This is a genomic window from Enterobacter cloacae complex sp. SHL001 (assembly GCF_049236825.1).
In the GTDB taxonomy this organism is placed as follows: Bacteria; Pseudomonadota; Gammaproteobacteria; order Enterobacterales; family Enterobacteriaceae; genus Enterobacter; species Enterobacter hormaechei_C.
Window position 1 is genome coordinate 545381 of sequence record NZ_JBMKIP010000001.1, and the last position, 18903, is coordinate 564283.

General features: G+C 53.0%; 15 protein-coding genes. 4 read left to right on the forward strand and 11 right to left on the reverse strand.

All coding sequences use genetic code 11. From position 1 onward, the window contains the following. Positions 1 to 10 precede the first annotated feature (10 nt). From ACOTYH_RS02805 to ACOTYH_RS02835, 7 genes are all read right to left on the reverse strand, one after another. Positions 11 to 2275: a ComEC family protein gene (locus ACOTYH_RS02805; RefSeq protein ID WP_058689707.1), complete on the reverse strand. Its 2265-nt coding sequence runs from the start codon at positions 2273 to 2275 to the stop codon at positions 11 to 13. Between the two features lie 211 nt (positions 2276 to 2486). Further along, on the reverse strand, positions 2487 to 2774 hold the full coding sequence (gene ihfB, locus ACOTYH_RS02810) for an integration host factor subunit beta (RefSeq protein ID WP_003858233.1): 288 nt from the start codon (positions 2772 to 2774) through the stop codon (positions 2487 to 2489). 170 nt (positions 2775 to 2944) lie between these two features. Continuing rightward, positions 2945 to 4618: a 30S ribosomal protein S1 gene (gene rpsA / locus ACOTYH_RS02815; RefSeq protein WP_003858235.1), complete on the reverse strand. Its 1674-nt coding sequence runs from the start codon at positions 4616 to 4618 to the stop codon at positions 2945 to 2947. A gap of 111 nt (positions 4619 to 4729) precedes the next feature. Next, entirely contained in the window at positions 4730 to 5413 is a 684-nt protein-coding gene (gene cmk, locus ACOTYH_RS02820) for a (d)CMP kinase (protein ID WP_015570968.1), read from the reverse strand. Positions 5414 to 5598: 185 nt separating this feature from the next. Continuing rightward, the gene (gene aroA, locus ACOTYH_RS02825) at positions 5599 to 6882 is read right to left on the reverse strand and encodes a 3-phosphoshikimate 1-carboxyvinyltransferase (RefSeq protein WP_017384828.1); all 1284 of its coding nucleotides are present in this window, start codon (positions 6880 to 6882) and stop codon (positions 5599 to 5601) included. A 68-nt stretch (positions 6883 to 6950) separates the two neighbouring features. Then, positions 6951 to 8039 (reverse strand): 3-phosphoserine/phosphohydroxythreonine transaminase, encoded by a 1089-nt coding sequence (gene serC, locus ACOTYH_RS02830; protein WP_017384829.1) that lies wholly within the window; start codon positions 8037 to 8039, stop codon positions 6951 to 6953. Positions 8040 to 8201: 162 nt separating this feature from the next. Then, positions 8202 to 8894, reverse strand: coding sequence for a DUF421 domain-containing protein (locus ACOTYH_RS02835; protein WP_017693700.1), 693 nt, complete (start codon positions 8892 to 8894; stop codon positions 8202 to 8204). Positions 8895 to 9021: 127 nt separating this feature from the next. On the opposite strand from ACOTYH_RS02835, the gene ycaO reads away from it, so the two are divergent. From ycaO to pflA, 4 genes are all read left to right on the forward strand, one after another. Beyond that, on the forward strand, positions 9022 to 10782 hold the full coding sequence (gene ycaO / locus ACOTYH_RS02840) for a 30S ribosomal protein S12 methylthiotransferase accessory factor YcaO (RefSeq protein ID WP_023303388.1): 1761 nt from the start codon (positions 9022 to 9024) through the stop codon (positions 10780 to 10782). A gap of 406 nt (positions 10783 to 11188) precedes the next feature. After that, on the forward strand, positions 11189 to 12046 hold the full coding sequence (gene focA, locus ACOTYH_RS02845) for a formate transporter FocA (protein WP_017384832.1): 858 nt from the start codon (positions 11189 to 11191) through the stop codon (positions 12044 to 12046). A 51-nt stretch (positions 12047 to 12097) separates the two neighbouring features. Next, a complete protein-coding gene (gene pflB / locus ACOTYH_RS02850; RefSeq protein WP_015570975.1) occupies positions 12098 to 14380 on the forward strand; it encodes a formate C-acetyltransferase in 2283 nt (760 codons plus the stop codon). Positions 14381 to 14583: 203 nt separating this feature from the next. Next, positions 14584 to 15324, forward strand: a complete 741-nt coding sequence (pflA, locus tag ACOTYH_RS02855; RefSeq protein ID WP_003858250.1) for a pyruvate formate lyase 1-activating protein — start codon at positions 14584 to 14586, stop codon at positions 15322 to 15324. 36 nt (positions 15325 to 15360) lie between these two features. On the opposite strand, the gene ACOTYH_RS02860 is transcribed toward pflA, so the two are convergent. The 4 genes from ACOTYH_RS02860 to ACOTYH_RS02875 form a co-directional block, all read right to left on the reverse strand. Then, the gene (locus ACOTYH_RS02860; RefSeq protein WP_421637544.1) at positions 15361 to 15864 is read right to left on the reverse strand and encodes an anti-virulence regulator CigR family protein; all 504 of its coding nucleotides are present in this window, start codon (positions 15862 to 15864) and stop codon (positions 15361 to 15363) included. Positions 15865 to 15987: 123 nt separating this feature from the next. Continuing rightward, positions 15988 to 17136 (reverse strand): MFS transporter, encoded by a 1149-nt coding sequence (locus tag ACOTYH_RS02865; RefSeq protein WP_003858254.1) that lies wholly within the window; start codon positions 17134 to 17136, stop codon positions 15988 to 15990. 275 nt (positions 17137 to 17411) lie between these two features. Beyond that, positions 17412 to 18275, reverse strand: coding sequence for a dimethyl sulfoxide reductase anchor subunit family protein (locus ACOTYH_RS02870; RefSeq protein ID WP_017693703.1), 864 nt, complete (start codon positions 18273 to 18275; stop codon positions 17412 to 17414). A gap of 1 nt (position 18276) precedes the next feature. Continuing rightward, on the reverse strand, positions 18277 to 18894 hold the full coding sequence (locus ACOTYH_RS02875) for a DMSO/selenate family reductase complex B subunit (RefSeq protein WP_421637545.1): 618 nt from the start codon (positions 18892 to 18894) through the stop codon (positions 18277 to 18279). Positions 18895 to 18903: the final 9 nt, after the last annotated feature.

Sequence of the window (18903 nt, forward strand, 5' to 3'; positions counted from 1 at the left end):
GCCGCATATTCTACCCGTTATCTACGGGCGCGCCAAACCACTGATGATACCAACGCGGTAAATAGTGTTCGCGTAAGCGACGAATTTGCCGACTATGGTGCGAAAAGGTCACAGATATCTGCCCGGAATGCGGGGTATCAAGCCAGAGATATCCCTCCGTTCGATAGCGCCGGACCACTTTAATAGAAGGGAAACGCCACGCGTTATAGCGAGCCGTCGAGGCCAGCGAAACCTGCCCCTCTACGCGCTGCAGCAACGGTGTTGAAGATGACGTGTTACTTCCATGATGTGGCACCTGGATCAGTGTAGACGCAAGCTGACGCCAGCGATGGCTTAGCATTGCCAGTTCTGCCTGCGCTTCAATGTCTCCGGTCAGTAAAACGCTCTGTTCGCCGTCATCGATTTTTACCACACAGGAGCGGTTGTTACCTTTCGCCGAGGTGTTTTCGGGTGGCCAGTGCACGGAGAACGTTAAACCCTGCCACTGCCATCGCTGTCCTCGAAAGCACGGAAGATGTCCGGACCAGGATAAGGGGCTCCTGATCCACATTGCGGGCCAGGCAGCTTTTAGCGATGCCAGTCCCCCCGCGTGGTCGAGATGTTCATGGCTCAGGATCACCCCTTCCGGTCTCAGATGATGCCAGCGTAGCCAGGGGATAATCAGCTGTTGCGCACTGTCCCCACCGGGCCATGCCAGCCCGGTGTCGTACAGAATGGCCTTGCCGTGACGCTCAATGACCATCGCCAGCCCCTGCCCTACATCCAGCATATGCAGGGACCAGCTGTCTGTTTTAACCCTGTGCCAGAGGGGAAAGGCCAGCACCATGCTGCCTGCCAGACAGACTGCGGGTGCTGCGCTGAAGGCCCTGAATCGCCAGCCAATGACCAGCAGCCACGGCAGTAACGTCAGGTATTGCCAGCGTTCATCAACGTCCTGCCAGCCATTCGGTAAACGCATCAATAGCCAGAAAAGCCCTGCCAGAGATTTATCAGTAGCCAGCCAGACGATACTTTCCAGCACAGCGACCGGAAACAGATGCAGAAACATGCCGAGCAGGATCAGCGGAACTGAGATAAACGTGACCAGAGGAACGGCAAACAGGTTCGCTACCAGCGAGGAGAGGCTGAAACCATGGAAAATCAGGACCTGAAGCGGCAACAGAAGCAGCAGCATTCCGACCTGCAAATACACTAGCGTCGCCAGCGGCCGCAGGCACCGGCCACGTTGCCAGTGCGGGAGAGGCAACCACTGATACCAAAAAATAAGCGCGGCGACCGCAAACGCTGACAACGCCAGGCTTTGTGACAGGACCGCCAGTGGATCGAAAACCAAGATCGCCGCCACGCAGGTAAGCCATACCTGCCAGGGCGACCACTGGCGACCACTCATTTTTAATGCAGCCAGTACCACAAGCGCGATAACCGTGCGCAGCGCGGGCGGCTGCAAGCCCGTTAGCCATGCGTAAAACGCGGCAAAAATCAGCCCTGCCAGCAAGGGGATTTGCCAGATAATCCAGCGGCCCGGCAGGAAGAGCTGGATGCCCCGCGCCAGAAACCAGATGACAGAAGCGGCCAGCGCAATATGTAATCCCGAGATTGCCATCAGATGCATCGTTCCGGTATCACGCATCAGGTTTTTTATCTCCCGCGAGACCGACAGCCGCTCCCCCATCCCCAGCCCCAGGATCACGGGTCCCCACTGATATGCTGAAAGAGTATTCTGTAGTGATGTCAGGTATTGCGCACGCAGACTACAGCCCTCGTCAACGAGCGCCGCATGGGTAAACCGTCCACTCAGCGTCTGGTGTCGGGCAAAGGCATTTTTCTGTGAATCATAGCCGCCATCGTTGAGTTCTCCGTGTACCGCCCTGAGCCGCAGGGTCATTGCCCAGCGTTGACCCACGCAGACGTTATGCGGCAAATAGTTGCCATACAGCGCCACGCCCATGGCAGCCCACACGCGTTCTCCATTGAGGCTGACAATCCTTCCCTGATGCATCGTTGCGCCGTCCGTTGCGGTAATGACCACCTCGGCCTGCTGCGGTGCTTGCGTTAAATAGTTCATCTGCCACACGCTTTCCTGAGCGGCCAGGATCCCCCAGCACATAAAAAGCAATGCGAGGCCTGAAAACCTGAGCCATTTTCTCTGCTGTACGGATAACGCAATCCCTGCGGCAATCAGCAACCAGACAATATGCAAATCAGGCAAAACGGGTAACCAATAGAGCGGGATTATGGCCAGAATGGCGCACATACTGATAACGTGGATCCCCATCTTCACCTCCATGTTTCAGGCGATTATGCGGCGGGACTGATGCGTCGTCAGACAGAAAAAACGTGATTTACAGCGGGCGCTGCAACGTTTTAAGCGCTTACAGCAAAGAGAAAATTTAAATGCGGCGCGTATTCAGAAATGCAGGGGCGGGATACAAAAAAAGCACCCTAAGGTGCTTTCTTTAAACTCAGTTTAACCCTGATGATTAAACTCAGTTACCGTAAATATTGGCGCGATCGCGCAGTTCTTTACCCGGCTTAAAGTGCGGAACATACTTTCCTTCCAGCTCCACTTTATCGCCAGTCTTCGGGTTACGCCCGGTACGTGGTGCACGATAGTGCAGAGAAAAACTACCGAAACCGCGGATTTCAATGCGCTCGCCCTGGGCAAGAGTGGTAGCCATATGCTCCAGCATCTCTTTAACGGCATCTTCCACAGCCTTGGCAGGGATATGCGGTTGCTGACTGGCAAGTCTTTCAATCAATTCTGACTTGGTCATGATTCCTCCGGTTCCTTTCAAACCCATTAGCTGAACAGCTTATTAAACAAGGGCGGCCGTAGCCGCCCTTTGTTATTGATTACAGGACGAATCCTGCAATCTGTCAAGTCTGCTCTCCATCCTTCGCGCTGTAAATGCGTTACAGCTCAAATGATGGTGCGAACCTGAACTTACTCGCCTTTAGCTGCTTTGAAAGCTTCAGCCATTGCGTTGTTAGAGAAGTTTGCATCTTCCTGTTTGTTCACAGTTGCGATTGCATCTTTCTCATCAGCTTCGTCTTTAGCACGAACAGACAGGCTGATTGCACGGTTCTTACGGTCAACACCGGTGAACTTAGCTTCAACGTCGTCACCAACGCTCAGAACCAGAGTTGCATCTTCAACGCGGTCACGTGAAGCTTCGGAAGCGCGCAGGTAACCTTCAACGCCGTCAGCCAGTTCTACGGTTGCGCCTTTAGCGTCAACAGCAGTCACTTTACCGTTTACGATTGCGCCTTTCTTGTTCAGTGCAACCCAGTTGTTGAACGGATCTTCTGCGAGCTGTTTAACGCCCAGGGAGATACGCTCACGCTCTGCGTCAACTTGCAGAACAACTGCTGCGATTTCGTCGCCTTTTTTGTATTCACGAACTGCTTCTTCGCCTGCAACGTTCCAGGAGATGTCAGACAGGTGAACCAGGCCATCGATGCCGCCGTCCAGGCCGATGAAGATACCGAAGTCAGTGATAGACTTGATTTTACCTTCAACACGGTCGCCCTTGTTGTGGGTTTCCGCGAACTGCTGCCATGGGTTGTTTTTGCACTGCTTCAGGCCCAGGGAGATACGACGACGTTCTTCGTCGATATCCAGAACCATCACTTCCACTACATCACCAACGTTAACAACTTTGGATGGGTGGATGTTTTTGTTGGTCCAGTCCATTTCGGAAACGTGCACCAGACCTTCAACGCCTTCTTCGATTTCAACGAAGCAGCCGTAGTCAGTCAGGTTGGTAACGCGACCAGTCAGTTTAGTACCTTCTGGGTAACGCTTAGCGATAGCTACCCATGGATCTTCGCCCAGCTGTTTCAGGCCGAGGGATACACGAGTACGCTCGCGGTCGAACTTCAGCACTTTAACAGTGATTTCGTCGCCCACGTTCACGATTTCGCTTGGGTGCTTAACGCGTTTCCACGCCATGTCGGTGATGTGCAGCAGGCCATCAACGCCGCCCAGGTCAACGAATGCGCCGTAGTCAGTGAGGTTCTTAACGATACCTTTGACTTCCATGCCTTCCTGCAGGTTTTCCAGCAGCTGATCGCGTTCTGCGCTGTTTTCGGATTCGATAACGGCACGACGGGAAACAACAACGTTGTTACGCTTCTGGTCCAGCTTGATTACTTTGAACTCAAGCTCTTTGCCTTCGAGGTGCAGGGTGTCACGGACTGGACGAACGTCTACCAGAGAACCTGGCAGGAACGCACGAATACCATTCAGCTCAACAGTGAAGCCACCTTTAACTTTGCCGTTGATAACACCGACCACAGTTTCAGCTTCTTCGTAAGCTTTTTCCAGCGTGATCCATGCTTCGTGACGTTTAGCTTTCTCACGAGACAGCAGGGTTTCGCCGAAGCCGTCTTCTACTGCGTCCAGAGCAACGTCAACTTCGTCACCAACCTGGATTTCCAGCTCGCCCTGGGCGTTTTTGAACTGCTCAGCCGGGATGGCAGACTCAGATTTCAGACCGGCGTCAACCAGTACAACGTCTTTGTCGATAGCAACAACAACGCCACGAACGATGGAACCCGGACGGGTTTCGATTTCTTTTAAGGATTCTTCAAACAGTTGAGCAAAAGATTCAGTCATGTTTAATCTTCAGGTTAATATTAACGTCCACCTGGCTCCGTGCCGGATGGGGTTGTTTCACATACCCGCCGTCAATCCATTGCAGCGGGGGTACTGCTAAATCGGTCGCGATTACGCGAGTGCCAGTTTTTGGCGCGCATATTGTAGCGCTTTTTCAATCACTTGCTCAATAGTTAAACTGGTTGAATCCAGCACTAATGCGTCTTGCGCGGGAACAAGTGGTGCGACGGCGCGGTTACGATCGCGGTCATCGCGCTCTTTTATCTCGGATAAAAGGCGATCAAAGTTAACACTAAACCCCTTTTCCTGCAACTGAAGCATGCGGCGTTGAGCACGTTCTTCTGAAGAGGCGTCAAGGAAAATTTTCACTGGCGCATCGGGGAATACCACGGTTCCCATGTCGCGGCCGTCGGCGATCAGCCCCGGCGCTTCACGGAAACCGCGCTGGCGACGTAACAGCGCTTCACGAACGCGTGGGAAAGCCGCCACCTGAGAGGCCGCATTGGCCACTTCCTGGGTACGGATTTCACCGCTGACATCTTCCCCTTCCAGGATCACTTCAAGGTTGCCATCGGTCGAGACAAAGCGCACATCCAGATGCGCAGCCAGCGGTACCAGCGCTTCTTCAGACGCAACATCCACATGATGATGCAGCGCAGCCAGCGCCAGCACGCGATAGATTGCTCCCGAATCTAAAAGATGCCATTGCAATGCTTCCGCCATCGCTTTGCACAGAGTACCTTTCCCTGCGCCACTTGGCCCATCAATGGTGATTACCGGGGCAATTGCCGTCATCTTTTTCTCCTTAATTAAGGCATACCGTTTACATGAACGCCGCGCATTATACGCGCCAACGTGCGCAACTGTTACCTTTGCGTGCAAATTACGGAATGATTGAAGCAGAGTGTAGAAGAAATGAAAGAGGATGAGTGTCAGAAAGCGTAAGGAAATGCCGCATCAGGTGATGCGGCATACCATCATCAGGCCAGGGTGCTAATGCGCGCCAGCTGTTCGAAGTAGTCCGGGAACGTTTTTGCCGTACACTTCGGATCAAGGATAGTGACTGGCGTATCTGACAACGCCACCAGCGAGAAACACATCGCCATGCGGTGATCGTTGTAGGTGCCAATTTCTGCAAATTGCAGTTTTGCCGGCGGCGTGACGCGAATGTAGTCTTCGCCCTCTTCTACCTCAGCCCCCACTTTACGCAGCTCGGTTGCCATCGCGAACAGGCGGTCCGTCTCTTTCACACGCCAGTTGTAAATGTTTCGCAGCGTGGTGGTGCCTTTCGCAAACAGCGCAGCGGTGGCAATGGTCATCGCCGCATCCGGAATATGGTTCATATCCATATCGATGGCGTTCAGCTCACCGTGGGTACAGGAGATGAAGTCATCGCCCCAGGTCACCACCGCGCCCATTTTTTCCAGCACGTCAGCAAAACGGATATCGCCCTGCACGCTGTTGCGGCCAATGCCCGTCACTTTTACCGTACCGCCTTTAATCGCACCTGCGGCAAGGAAATAGGAGGCGGATGAAGCATCGCCTTCAACCAGGTAGTGGCCCGGGGACTGATACTGCTGCGCTCCGCGCACCACGAAACGCTGATAAGACTGGTTTTCCACCTCAACACCAAAGGTGTTCATCAGGTGCAGGGTGATATCAATGTACGGCTTAGAAACCAGGTCGCCTTTAATGTTGATGACGGTGTCCTGTGGTGCCAGCGGTGCGGTCATCAGCAGCGCGGTCAGGAACTGGCTGGAAACGCTACCGTCAACCTCAACATTGCCGCCAGTGAATCCCCCGCGCAGACGCAGGGGCGGGTAATTTTCCTGCTCAAGATAATCAATCTGCGCGCCGCCCTGACGCAGGGCATCCACCAGATGGCCGATCGGACGCTCTTTCATTCGCGGCTCACCGGTCAGCACAATATCGTTACTCCCCAGACACAGCGCAGCGGCCAGAGGACGCATCGCGGTACCGGCGTTACCCAGGAAAAGCTCCAGCGCTTCAGCAGAATGTAACGCGCCGCCGTTACCGGTGACTTCACAACGGGTACGATCGTCAGACAGCGCGTACTGAACGCCCAACGCTTTCAGTGCATTGAGCATATGGCGCACGTCATCGCTGTCCAGCAGATTAGTGAGGACGGTGGTGCCGTTTGCCAGAGCTGCCAGCAGCAGAGCGCGGTTCGAGACACTTTTTGAACCAGGCAGATTAATGGTGCCATCTACCCGCGCGATAGGTTGTAACGTCAGGGATTCCATGAAACTCAACTCTCAACTCAACATAATAAAAACCCCGCAGGAACGCTGCGGGGGTGAAAAACAGCCAATTAACCGTGACGACGTTCGAAGTCGATCATGAAATCAGTCAGGGCTTTAACGCCTTCCAGCGGCATGGCGTTATAGATAGAGGCGCGCATTCCGCCTACCACACGGTGGCCTTTCAGCGCATGCAGACCCGCCGCGAAGGACTCTTCCAGGAACACGTTATCCAGGTTGCTGTCCGCCAGCTGGAACGGCACGTTCATGCGCGAACGGTTAGTTTTGGCGACATCGTTACGGTAGAAATCGCTCTTGTCGATCACGCCGTACAGCAGTTCAGCCTTTTGCTGATTGATCTTATCCATCTGCGCCACACCGCCTTTTTGCTTCAGCCATTTGAAGACCAGGCCGGAGAGATACCAGGCAAACGTTGGTGGGGTGTTGAACATGGAATCGTTGTCGTTCAGGACGGTGTAATCCAGAATTGACGGGCAAGACTTATGGGCTTTCCCCAGCAGGTCTTCACGCACAATAACGATAGTCAGACCCGCAGGACCGATGTTTTTCTGGGCACCCGCGTAGATGACGCCGTAGCGGCTGACATCCAGCGGGGTGGACAGAATGGTTGAAGAGAGATCCGCCGTCACAATGACATTTTCGCCAAAGTCTGGCTCTTCGTGAATGGCAATACCGTCGATGGTTTCGTTCGGGCAGTAGTGAAGATAAGCGGCGTTGTCAGAAAGCTGCCACTCACTCATCGGCTTCACGGCGCGCAGACCGTCAACGGTCACTTTGGCATCGATGACATTCGGCGTGCAATATTTGTGCGCTTCTTTTACCGCACTGGCCGCCCAGTAGCCGGCATCAACGTAATCAGCGGTGGTTTTGTCGCCCAGTAGATTGAGCGGGATACCCGCAAACTGGCCGCGTCCACCGCCGTGACAGAACAATACTTTGTAGTTCGAGGGAATGTTCAGCAGATCGCGAAAATCCTTTTCTGCTTCTTCCGCCACCTGAATAAACGCTTTACCCCGGTGGCTGACTTCCATCACCGACGTACCCAGACCGTTCCAGTCACACAGCTCCTGTTGAGCCTGTTTGAGCACGTCTGCCGGTAACATTGCCGGACCTGAACTGAAATTAAAGACTTGAGCCATTTCCCCTCACCACGCTAAAAGCCATAAGTTATAACTGTGGATATCGGTTTTATCATTCAGTGACACGCGCCGCAATGTCTAAAACTGATGGCCGAAGAAATGTGCCCCTCGTCACACAATACAATCTGCCGTACCGTTGTCACAAAACCGACAAAATCGCTGTCAGGTGTTACGTTTAGCCCGGCTAACCTTCGTCCATTCTGGATTCGTACAGCGGGGGCATAATTGATGATCGCCCGCCTGCATAACCACGACATGACTACATTTTATGCAGGCGTACTCGCCCGCTTCAGGTACAGTTTTGTATCGCTCGATGAGCATATCCGGCAGGATGCACAGGCCGGGCTTCACCTCATCGTCGGAATAGTAATAGACGCTGATTTGACCATTCGTTTCCATAATCGCCAGACGCACCTGCCCCAGTTGCTCAACGCTGCTCAAACGGAGTTCCATAAAGAACTCAAACTCCGTCATATTGGCGCTTTGCACATTCTCCCAGGCCAGTTGACCATCTTCGACAATCACCACCGGCTTCCCTTCGAGCAGATCTTCCAGTTTCTCACTTTTCGACATCAGCCACATGACCAGCCGGTACAGCAGTGCAAGCGTCACGAAGACGATAAAGACCGGCACCATCGGCACATCGTCATAAAAGGCAACGTCCCCTGCCGCCGACCCCAGCGTCAGGATGATCAGCACTTCAAACAGCGACATCTGCCGCACGCCGCGACGTCCGGTGATTTTCAGAAACAGGAAAACGAGTACAAAGGTGTACAGGCTGCGCAGCGCTACTTCGCCTAAAAACTCAGGAGGGACTTTATCAAACGCCATCCGCTGGAGATCGAAAGCTTTCATTTTTTTATGCCTTAACAGTAGGTTACTGCTTATAAGCATAGTCCAGCCATTTATTTTCGCCGGAGATAGCACCCGTCACGCAAAACCCGTATCATTGCGCGCTTTACGTACGATAAAAGTGAACGCCATGACTCAAACGTTTATCCCCGGCAAAGACGCCGCTCTGGAAGATTCCATCGCTCGCTTCCAGCAGAAACTGACCGACCTGGGCTTTAATATCGAAGAAGCCTCCTGGCTGAATCCGGTGCCTCACGTCTGGTCCGTGCATATTCGCGACAAAGACTGTGCGCTGTGCTTTACCAACGGTAAAGGCGCGACCAAAAAAGCGGCGCTGGCCTCTGCACTGGGTGAGTATTTTGAGCGTCTGTCCACCAACTACTTCTTCGCCGACTTCTGGCTGGGCGAAACTATTGCCAACGGTCCGTTCGTTCACTATCCGAACGAAAAATGGTTCCCGCTGACCGAAAACGATGAACTGCCGGAAGGCATTCTCGATGCCCGCCTGCGCGCGTTCTACGATCCGGAAAACGAACTGACCGGCAGCATGTTGATCGACCTGCAATCCGGCAATGAGGATCGTGGGATCTGCGCCCTGCCGTTCACCCGTCAGTCTGACGAGCAGACCGTTTATATCCCGATGAACATCGTCGGCAACCTGTATGTGTCTAACGGCATGTCTGCCGGTAATACCCGCAACGAAGCGCGCGTGCAGGGATTGTCTGAAGTTTTCGAGCGTCATATCAAAAACCGCATTATTGCTGAATCCATCAGCCTGCCGGAGATCCCGGCTGACGTGCTGGCGCGCTACCCGGGCGTGGTGGAATCCATCGCCAAACTGGAAGCAGAAGGTTTCCCAATCTTTGCTTATGACGGCTCTCTGGGCGGCAAATATCCGGTTATCTGCGTGGTACTGTTCAACCCGGCAAATGGCACCTGTTTCGCCTCCTTCGGCGCGCACCCGGACTTCGGCGTGGCGCTGGAGCGTACCGTAACCGAACTGCTGCAAGGTCGTAGCCTGAAAGATCTCGATGTCTTTACTCCGCCAACCTTTGATGACGAAGAAGTCGCCGAGCACACCAACCTCGAAACACACTTCATCGACTCCAGCGGTTTGATCTCCTGGGATATGTTCAAACAGGACGCGGACTATCCGTTCGTGGACTGGAGCTTTGCCGGTACGACGGAAGAAGAATTCGCCACCCTGATGGCGATCTTCAACGCGGAAGATCAGGAAGTTTACATTGCCGACTATGAACACCTCGGCGTTTACGCGTGCCGTATTATTGTGCCAGGTATGTCGGACATTTATCCGGCAGAAGATCTGTGGCTGGCGAACAACAGCATGGGCGCGCATCTGCGTGAAACCCTGCTGGCCCTGCCAGGCAGCGAGTGGGATAAAGAAGATTATCTGAACCTGATCGCCCAGCTGGACGAAGAAGGACACGATGATTTCACCCGCGTGCGCGAACTGCTGGGTCTGGCGACCGGAAAAGATAACGGCTGGTACACCCTGCGCATCGGCGAGCTGAAAGCGATGCTGGCGCTGGCGGGCGGCGATCTGGATCAGGCTTTGGCCTGGACCGAGTGGACGATGGAGTTTAACCAGTCCGTCTTCTCCGCCGAGCGCACAAACTATTACCGTTGCCTGCAAACGCTGCTCCTGCTTTCTCAGGAAGACGACCGCGAGCCATTGCAGTATCTGAATGCCTTTGTGCGTATGTACGGTGCGGATGCCGTTGAAGCTGCCAGCGCGGCGCTGAGCGGTGAAGAACCATTCTACGGCCTGCAAGCGGTTGACAGCGATCTGAAAGCCTTCCCGGCGCATCAGTCACTGCTGAATGCGTATGAAAAATTGCAGAAGGCAAAAGCCGCTTACTGGTCAAAATAAGCGCATATAACATTAATGGCTGTAGGCGTATTCAATCGCCTGAGCTATATTACGGGGCAATTTCATTGCCCCTTTTTTTTTATTTTTCCGCAATGACGTTTAATTGTAATAATTAAGTTAACCACGGGTAAATATAAAAACGCTTACCTGAGCTTTACTGTTACTAATTATAATAAATACTCCATTTTAATTAACTGTTCCACGGGAGGCTGAAGGAAAAAATTCAACTCTTTTCATAAGTTTTAAAATTTATTTTTATACGGATAATCAAATACTTACTCCGCTTTTGCTGTAAAACCATACACACTGCGGGCCTATAAGCCAGGCGAGATATGATCTATATCAATTTCTCTTCTATAATGCTTTGTTAGTATCTCGTCGCCGACTTAATAAAGAGAGAGTTAGTGTGAAAGCTGACAACCCTTTTGATCTATTACTCCCCGCTGCGATGGCGAAAGTTGCCGAAGAAGCGGGTGTCTACAAAGCCACGAAACATCCGATGACGACGTTCTTTCTGGCCATTACGGCTGGGGTGTTCATCTCCATCGCTTTCGTCTTCTATATCACAGCCACCACCGGCACTGCCGGGATGCCTTTCGGCATAGCGAAACTGATTGGTGGTATTTGCTTCTCACTGGGCCTGATTCTCTGCGTCATCTGCGGCGCCGACCTCTTCACCTCAACGGTGCTGATTGTGGTGGCAAAAGCCAGCGGAAGAATTACCTGGGGTCAACTGGGGCGCAACTGGCTCAACGTTTACGTTGGCAACCTGATTGGCTGTCTGCTCTTTGTTCTGTTGATGTGGCTCTCTGGCGAGTATATGACCGCCAACGGCGGCTGGGGGCTTAACGTCCTGCAAACCGCCGACCACAAAATGCACCATACATTTATCGAAGCTGTTGCTCTCGGCATCCTCGCAAACCTGATGGTCTGCCTGGCGGTCTGGATGAGCTACTCTGGTCGTAGCCTGATGGATAAAGCCATGATTATGGTTCTGCCGGTTGCGATGTTTGTTGCCAGCGGCTTTGAGCACAGTATTGCGAATATGTTCATGATCCCGATGGGGATTGTTATCCGCAACTTTGCAAGCCCGGAGTTCTGGACTGCTGTAGGTTCAACCCCGGAAAGTTTTTCACACCTGACTATTATGAACTTCATTACTGATAACCTGATCCCCGTCACTATCGGGAACATTATCGGTGGGGGTCTGTTAGTTGGGTTGACATACTGGGTCATTTACCTGCGTGGCGGCGATCATCATTAATGGTTGTCTCAGGCAGTAAATAAAAAATCCACTTAAGAAGGTAGGTGTTACATGTCCGAGCTTAATGAAAAGTTAGCCACAGCCTGGGAAGGTTTTACGAAAGGTGACTGGCAGAATGAAGTCAACGTCCGTGACTTCATTCAGAAAAACTATACCCCGTATGAAGGTGACGAATCCTTCCTGGCTGGTGCGACTGACGCAACCACCAAGCTGTGGGACAGCGTAATGGAAGGCGTTAAACTGGAAAACCGCACTCACGCGCCAGTTGATTTTGACACCTCCGTTGCTTCTACCATCACTTCTCACGATGCTGGCTACATCAACAAAGCCCTTGAGAAAATCGTTGGTCTGCAAACTGAAGCACCACTGAAACGCGCAATCATCCCGTTCGGTGGTATCAAAATGGTTGAAGGTTCCTGCAAAGCGTATAACCGCGAGCTGGACCCAATGCTGAAAAAAATCTTCACCGAATACCGTAAAACCCATAACCAGGGCGTATTCGATGTTTACACCAAAGACATTCTGAACTGCCGTAAATCTGGCGTTCTGACCGGTCTGCCAGATGCCTATGGCCGTGGCCGTATCATCGGTGACTACCGTCGCGTTGCGCTGTACGGTATCGACTTCCTGATGAAAGACAAATACGCACAGTTCGTCTCTCTCCAGTCTGACCTGGAAAACGGCGTAAACCTGGAAGCAACTATCCGTCTGCGTGAAGAGATCGCTGAACAGCACCGTGCGCTGGGTCAGATCAAAGAGATGGCGGCTAAATACGGCTGCGATATCTCTGGTCCTGCAACCAACGCTCAGGAAGCTATCCAGTGGACCTACTTCGGCTACCTGGCCGCTGTTAAGTCTCAGAACGGCGCAGCAATGTCCTTCGGCCGCGTATCCACCTTCCTGGATGCGTACATCGAACGTGACCTGAAAGCAGGCAAAATCACCGAACAAGACGCTCAGGAAATGATTGACCACCTGGTCATGAAACTGCGTATGGTTCGCTTCCTGCGTACCCCAGAATATGATGAGCTGTTCTCTGGTGACCCAATCTGGGCAACCGAATCTATCGGCGGTATGGGCGTAGATGGCCGTACTCTGGTAACCAAAAACAGCTTCCGCTTCCTGAACACCCTGTACACCATGGGTCCTTCTCCGGAGCCGAACATCACCGTTCTGTGGTCTGAAAAACTGCCTCTGAACTTCAAGAAATTCGCCGCTAAAGTGTCCATCGACACCTCTTCTCTGCAATACGAGAACGATGACCTGATGCGTCCTGACTTCAACAACGATGACTACGCTATCGCTTGCTGCGTAAGTCCAATGGTTGTTGGTAAGCAAATGCAGTTCTTCGGTGCGCGTGCAAACCTGGCGAAAACCATGCTGTACGCAATCAACGGCGGCGTTGATGAAAAACTGAAAATGCAGGTTGGTCCTAAGTCTGAACCGATCAAAGGCGACGTGCTGAACTATGACGAAGTCATGGAGCGCATGGACCACTTCATGGACTGGCTGGCTAAACAGTACGTGACCGCGCTGAACGTTATCCACTACATGCACGACAAGTACAGCTACGAAGCCTCTCTGATGGCGCTGCACGACCGTGACGTCGTTCGCACCATGGCGTGTGGTATCGCAGGTCTGTCCGTTGCTGCTGACTCCCTGTCTGCAATCAAATATGCGAAAGTTAAACCAATTCGTGACGAAGATGGTCTGGCTATCGACTTCGAAATCGAAGGCGAATATCCGCAGTTTGGTAACAACGACGCTCGCGTTGATGACATGGCGGTTGACCTGGTAGAACGTTTCATGAAGAAAATTCAGAAACTCACTACCTATCGTAACGCTATCCCGACTCAGTCTGTTCTGACCATCACCTCTAACGTTGTGTATGGTAAGAAAACCGGTAACACCCCAGACGGTCGTCGTGCTGGCGCGCCATTCGGCCCAGGTGCTAACCCAATGCACGGTCGTGACCAGAAAGGTGCGGTTGCCTCTCTGACCTCCGTTGCTAAACTGCCGTTTGCTTACGCGAAAGATGGTATCTCTTACACCTTCTCTATCGTGCCAAACGCGCTGGGTAAAGACGACGAAGTGCGTAAAACTAACCTCGCGGGTCTGATGGATGGTTACTTCCACCACGAAGCGTCCATCGAAGGTGGTCAGCACCTGAACGTGAACGTGATGAACCGTGAAATGCTGCTCGACGCGATGGAACACCCTGAGAAATATCCTCAGCTGACCATCCGCGTATCTGGCTACGCAGTACGTTTTAACTCCCTGACGAAAGAACAGCAGCAGGACGTTATTACCCGTACTTTCACTCAGTCCATGTAAGTGGAATTGACTGAAATCACGCGTTAAAAAGCGTACAATAAAGGCTCCACGCAAGTGGGGCCTTTTTAACACCCTCGCTTCATCAGTCTCTTTTGTCCGCTATCTATACTTAATGGATAACAGCCAAAACAGACTCGACATAGCCTTTGAGCTGTGCATCTACATAGGCCCCAGGATGGGCCAAATTCGGAGATATCACCGCAATGTCAATTATTGGTCGCATTCACTCCTTTGAATCCTGTGGCACCGTCGATGGCCCGGGGATCCGCTTTATCACTTTCTTCCAGGGCTGCCTGATGCGCTGCCTGTACTGCCATAACCGTGACACCTGGGACACCCATGGCGGTAAAGAAGTCACCGTTGAGGATCTGATGAAAGAGGTGGTGACCTATCGCCACTTCATGAACGCGTCCGGCGGTGGCGTGACGGCATCCGGCGGTGAAGCCATTCTTCAGGCTGAATTTGTGCGCGACTGGTTCCGCGCCTGCCACAAAGAAGGCATTCATACCTGCCTCGACACCAACGGCTTTGTGCGCCGTTACGATCCGGTTATTGATGAACTGCTTGAAGTGACCGATCTGGTGATGCTCGATCTCAAGCAGATGAACGATGAGATCCACCAGAATCTGGTTGGCGTTTCAAACCACCGTACGCTGGAATTTGCCAAATACATTGCCAATAAAGGCGTCAAGACCTGGATCCGCTACGTGGTGGTGCCGGGCTGGTCAGATGATGATGACTCTGCACATCGTCTGGGTGAATTTACCCGGGATATGGGTAACGTGGAGAAAATTGAACTCCTGCCCTATCACGAGCTGGGTAAACATAAATGGGTGGCGATGGGTGAAGAGTACAAACTCGATGGCGTGAAGCCGCCGAAAAAAGAGACGATGGAGCGCGTCAAAGGTATTCTTGAGCAGTATGGCCACAAGGTCATGTATTAACGAAAAGGCCCGGTGAAAACCGGGCCTTTTTATATTCTATTTAAAGACGCCATTAATAACGGAAGTCACAATCGCCGTACTCAGCGCAATTAAGACCAGGTCGTCACCTACCACGCGCCATTCATAGCCCGGATAGGAAGGAAGCTGACCCAGCATATCGGCTGGCACGGTTTTCTTCGCAATGCCCGGCGGCAGTGGCTTACCGCGCACCAGGTTTTTCGCAATTCCCGGAGGCAGAGAGTCGTAGCCCGTAAAGCCGTAATTCAGTGCCAGATGGCGGGCATGATCAAAGCTCACGCGAGCATCCACATCATTACCGACATCTTTGCTGTTTTTAAAGCTCTTATCCGATTTCCCAGGGTTATCCTGACCGTTATTGTGTTTATTACCATGGTTACCAGCGTTCCCGTTACCATGATTGCCACTATTACCTTGTCCGCCACCATTTCCGTTTCCTGGATTAGCCATGGCCGGAGCCGTTGCAAACGTTAAAGCCAACACTACGGCAAGTGCTGTAGTGGAAAAACGACGAGTAGACATGATTGCTGCCTTTTAGTGGTATAACTCATTTGAATTATCGCCGGGCAGTAAAAACTCACAATAAGTAAAAGTCTTATATGTGACAGGGACAAAAAAGCCTGTCATCGACAGGCTTTTAATAAGTCAGGCATGGGCCACTGGCGTTGGATGTTCGCCCACTTTGCGCAGCAGCATTAACAGATAAATAAACGACACGCTGGCGATCATAATAAACAGCAGATTGTCAGAATAATTTTGCATGAGCATAGCGGTAAACGTCGGACCCAGTAAACTGCCGATGGTGTAACTCAGCAACAAAGCCTGGTTCATTGCAACCAACTGGTGATGCTCAACTTTCTCACAGGCCCAGGCCATCGCGACCGGATAGAGCGTAAAGCCCGCAGCTCCCAGAATGAACAGCGCAGGCGCCATTGCGGCGTTGCTGAGCATGGCGAGACAGCCCATGATGACCACGAAAACCTGGACGCGCAGCACCAGCAGACGACCAAAGCGGTCCGCCAGACGGCCAATCGGCCACTGCCCGACAATCCCCGCGCTGACCATCACCGCCATCCAGAAACCGATCCCGGAATCACTGACGCCCTGATGGTTAAGATAAAGCGGCATCAGACCATAGAGCGAGCCCAGCACAATCCCGGAAATAATGCAGCCGTTAACCCCCAGACGCGCCTGGCGCAGTCTCAGCATCGGCCAGACGTGGGTAGCTTCCTGATGCTCGCTGTTTTGATTCACAATGCGGGTAAAGAGCAGCGGTAGGATCGCCGCCAGAACCATGCCCGTCACCCACGGCAGCACGCTCATCAGGTCGGTTGGCAGTTTGCTGACCATCAGCTGTCCCAGAACGGTACCGACGTAGTAAACCATCATATAGGCCGCCAGCAGACGCCCGCGATTACGGGACGTTCCGCTGCACATTAGCGCACTTTCAACCACCACCCAGATCATGGCGCAGCCGACGCCCGCAATAAAGCGCCAGACCATCCAGCTCCAGAAGCCGACCATGAGGCCTAAACCGGCGCAGCCGACGGCAAAGATCAGCGACGCCAGATAATAACTGCGGTTAAAACCAAAGCGCTTAATAAGGCTGCCCGTTAATAAGGTGCCCAGCAGATTGCCCGTAAAAAAGGACGAGCTAACCATACCCACCTGCCAGGTCGGTAAGTTTTCATGGGCGAGCCATAGCGGGACGAGTGTGTTTAACACCGCGATCGCCAGGGTCAGCAAAAGCAGGCCACAGAGCAACAAAAGCACCGGGCGGGTATAGGTGGTCATGGATTAAAAACCGTGAGGAAGTTCAGATTTCGTGCGCATCATGCCACTGGCAAAAACAAAGTCAATCCACCGGTTCAGGCGTCACGCACGTTATGCGCCTTGTCGATTTAAAAAACTCATCCTGCTAATGCAAAGCCTGCTACTGATATTAATTATCTATTTGTTTTTATTTATTTCCGGGAATTTTTACAACGAAACATCAGTCGAAAAATTTCATGAATGAAAAAAGAAAAGCCGGGCGCTATGTCCCGGCTTTTTATAACAAAATCTAAAAATTAGCTGGCGATAGCCATACCGACCGTCATATGCAGACCGTAAAATACGCCGCGACCAATTAACTCCCCTGCCAGCACCAGCACAAAGGCCAGGGACAGTAACGGCAGCGCAGGCGAGTAACCTTTAAGCTGAGGGGCAATCCAGCACACCAGCGCCGCCGTCAGCAGCACCACACGCCAGGCCATCAGCGAACCGTAATCCGGCACCAACGCCGAAGCCTGCTGGATAGAGCTGTGAATGGTCGCCAGCTCCGCTCCCTGCATGAGCGCGACAACGGTACTGATTACCAGCGCCAGCAGCGAGACCGCGGGCAGCAGGCGCATCGCCCAACCATTAATGCCAGCCACACGCAGCAGCAGATAACCCAGCAGCGGCCCGCCAATAAACATGGTCAGGAAGAAGCTCATCGGCGTCCAGACGCTGTACCAGGTCGGAACGGTATCGATGGTGTTGTACACCCGGACCATCATCCAGACGAAGACAACGCCCAGTACCATGGTGACGATGAGCCACAACGCGCGTAACCCTGACGGCAGCTTTTTCACCGCTGCCAGTAACCACCCCAGCCCGCCAACGGCAAAGAAGATTGCCCCGCTGGCAATCTCGTTACTCAGCGAAGAGGCACCTACGCGGTTCAGGGAGTTGAACGCGCGCATCGGTGAGCCCAGGTGCAGCGTAGAGGCGATAAACCCAATGCCCATCAACACCCACAGGCCAAACATGCTTAACACCAAACGCTGCTGCTGTTCAGCATTGAGGTTCCCTTTTAACAGCGCCAGCGCAAGGACGATAAACCCGCCCGCCACGCACTGCCCAAAGACCGTGAAGATCATTAGCGGCCATTCATGCCATCCACTTCCCATCTCACACCTCCTTCGGGTTTGCCAGGTAGCCGGTGGTGTCACCCGTCGGACGGCTGTTGGCGTTAGGTTTAATCACAATACTCGGCTTCGTGAAGTGCGCAGACGGCAGCGGCGCGACGGCAGCAAGCTGACCGTGTTTTTTGCGCAGCTCTTCAATCGGGCCAAAGTCCAGCGCGCGCAGCGGGCAGGATTCGACGCAGATGGGCTTTTTGCCGTCCGCCACGCGGCTGTGGCAGCCGTCGCACTTGGTCATGTGGCCTTTGGCGGCATTGTACTGCGGCGCGCCGTACGGGCAGGCCATGTGGCAGTAGCGACAGCCGATGCAGACATCCTCGTCCACCACCACAAAACCGTCGTCGCTCTTGTGCATTGCCCCGCTCGGGCAGACCTTGGTGCAGGCCGGATCTTCGCAGTGGTTGCAGGCAATCGACAGGTAATAGGCGAAGACATTCTGATGCCAGACGCCGTTGTCCTCCTGCCAGTCGCCGCCCGCGTATTCATAGATACGCCGGAAGCTGACGTCCGGGGTCAGATCTTTGTAATCCTTACAGGCCAGCTCGCAGGTTTTGCACCCGGTGCAGCGGCTGGAATCAATAAAAAATCCATACTGGGTTGTCATCGGTTACTC

What these genes read in the sequence shown, in the direction of transcription:
- ACOTYH_RS02805 (WP_058689707.1), bottom strand. Translation starts at nt 2,275, where the DNA reads ATGGGGATCCACGTTATCAGTATGTGCGCCATTCTGGCCATAATCCCG.
- ihfB (WP_003858233.1), bottom strand. Translation starts at nt 2,774, where the DNA reads ATGACCAAGTCAGAATTGATTGAAAGACTTGCCAGTCAGCAACCGCAT.
- rpsA (WP_003858235.1), bottom strand. Translation starts at nt 4,618, where the DNA reads ATGACTGAATCTTTTGCTCAACTGTTTGAAGAATCCTTAAAAGAAATC.
- cmk (WP_015570968.1), bottom strand. Translation starts at nt 5,413, where the DNA reads ATGACGGCAATTGCCCCGGTAATCACCATTGATGGGCCAAGTGGCGCA.
- aroA (WP_017384828.1), bottom strand. Translation starts at nt 6,882, where the DNA reads ATGGAATCCCTGACGTTACAACCTATCGCGCGGGTAGATGGCACCATT.
- serC (WP_017384829.1), bottom strand. Translation starts at nt 8,039, where the DNA reads ATGGCTCAAGTCTTTAATTTCAGTTCAGGTCCGGCAATGTTACCGGCA.
- ACOTYH_RS02835 (WP_017693700.1), bottom strand. Translation starts at nt 8,894, where the DNA reads ATGAAAGCTTTCGATCTCCAGCGGATGGCGTTTGATAAAGTCCCTCCT.
- ycaO (WP_023303388.1), top strand. Translation starts at nt 9,022, where the DNA reads ATGACTCAAACGTTTATCCCCGGCAAAGACGCCGCTCTGGAAGATTCC.
- pflB (WP_015570975.1), top strand. Translation starts at nt 12,098, where the DNA reads ATGTCCGAGCTTAATGAAAAGTTAGCCACAGCCTGGGAAGGTTTTACG.
- pflA (WP_003858250.1), top strand. Translation starts at nt 14,584, where the DNA reads ATGTCAATTATTGGTCGCATTCACTCCTTTGAATCCTGTGGCACCGTC.
- ACOTYH_RS02860 (WP_421637544.1), bottom strand. Translation starts at nt 15,864, where the DNA reads ATGTCTACTCGTCGTTTTTCCACTACAGCACTTGCCGTAGTGTTGGCT.
- ACOTYH_RS02865 (WP_003858254.1), bottom strand. Translation starts at nt 17,136, where the DNA reads ATGACCACCTATACCCGCCCGGTGCTTTTGTTGCTCTGTGGCCTGCTT.
- ACOTYH_RS02870 (WP_017693703.1), bottom strand. Translation starts at nt 18,275, where the DNA reads ATGGGAAGTGGATGGCATGAATGGCCGCTAATGATCTTCACGGTCTTT.
- ACOTYH_RS02875 (WP_421637545.1), bottom strand. Translation starts at nt 18,894, where the DNA reads ATGACAACCCAGTATGGATTTTTTATTGATTCCAGCCGCTGCACCGGG.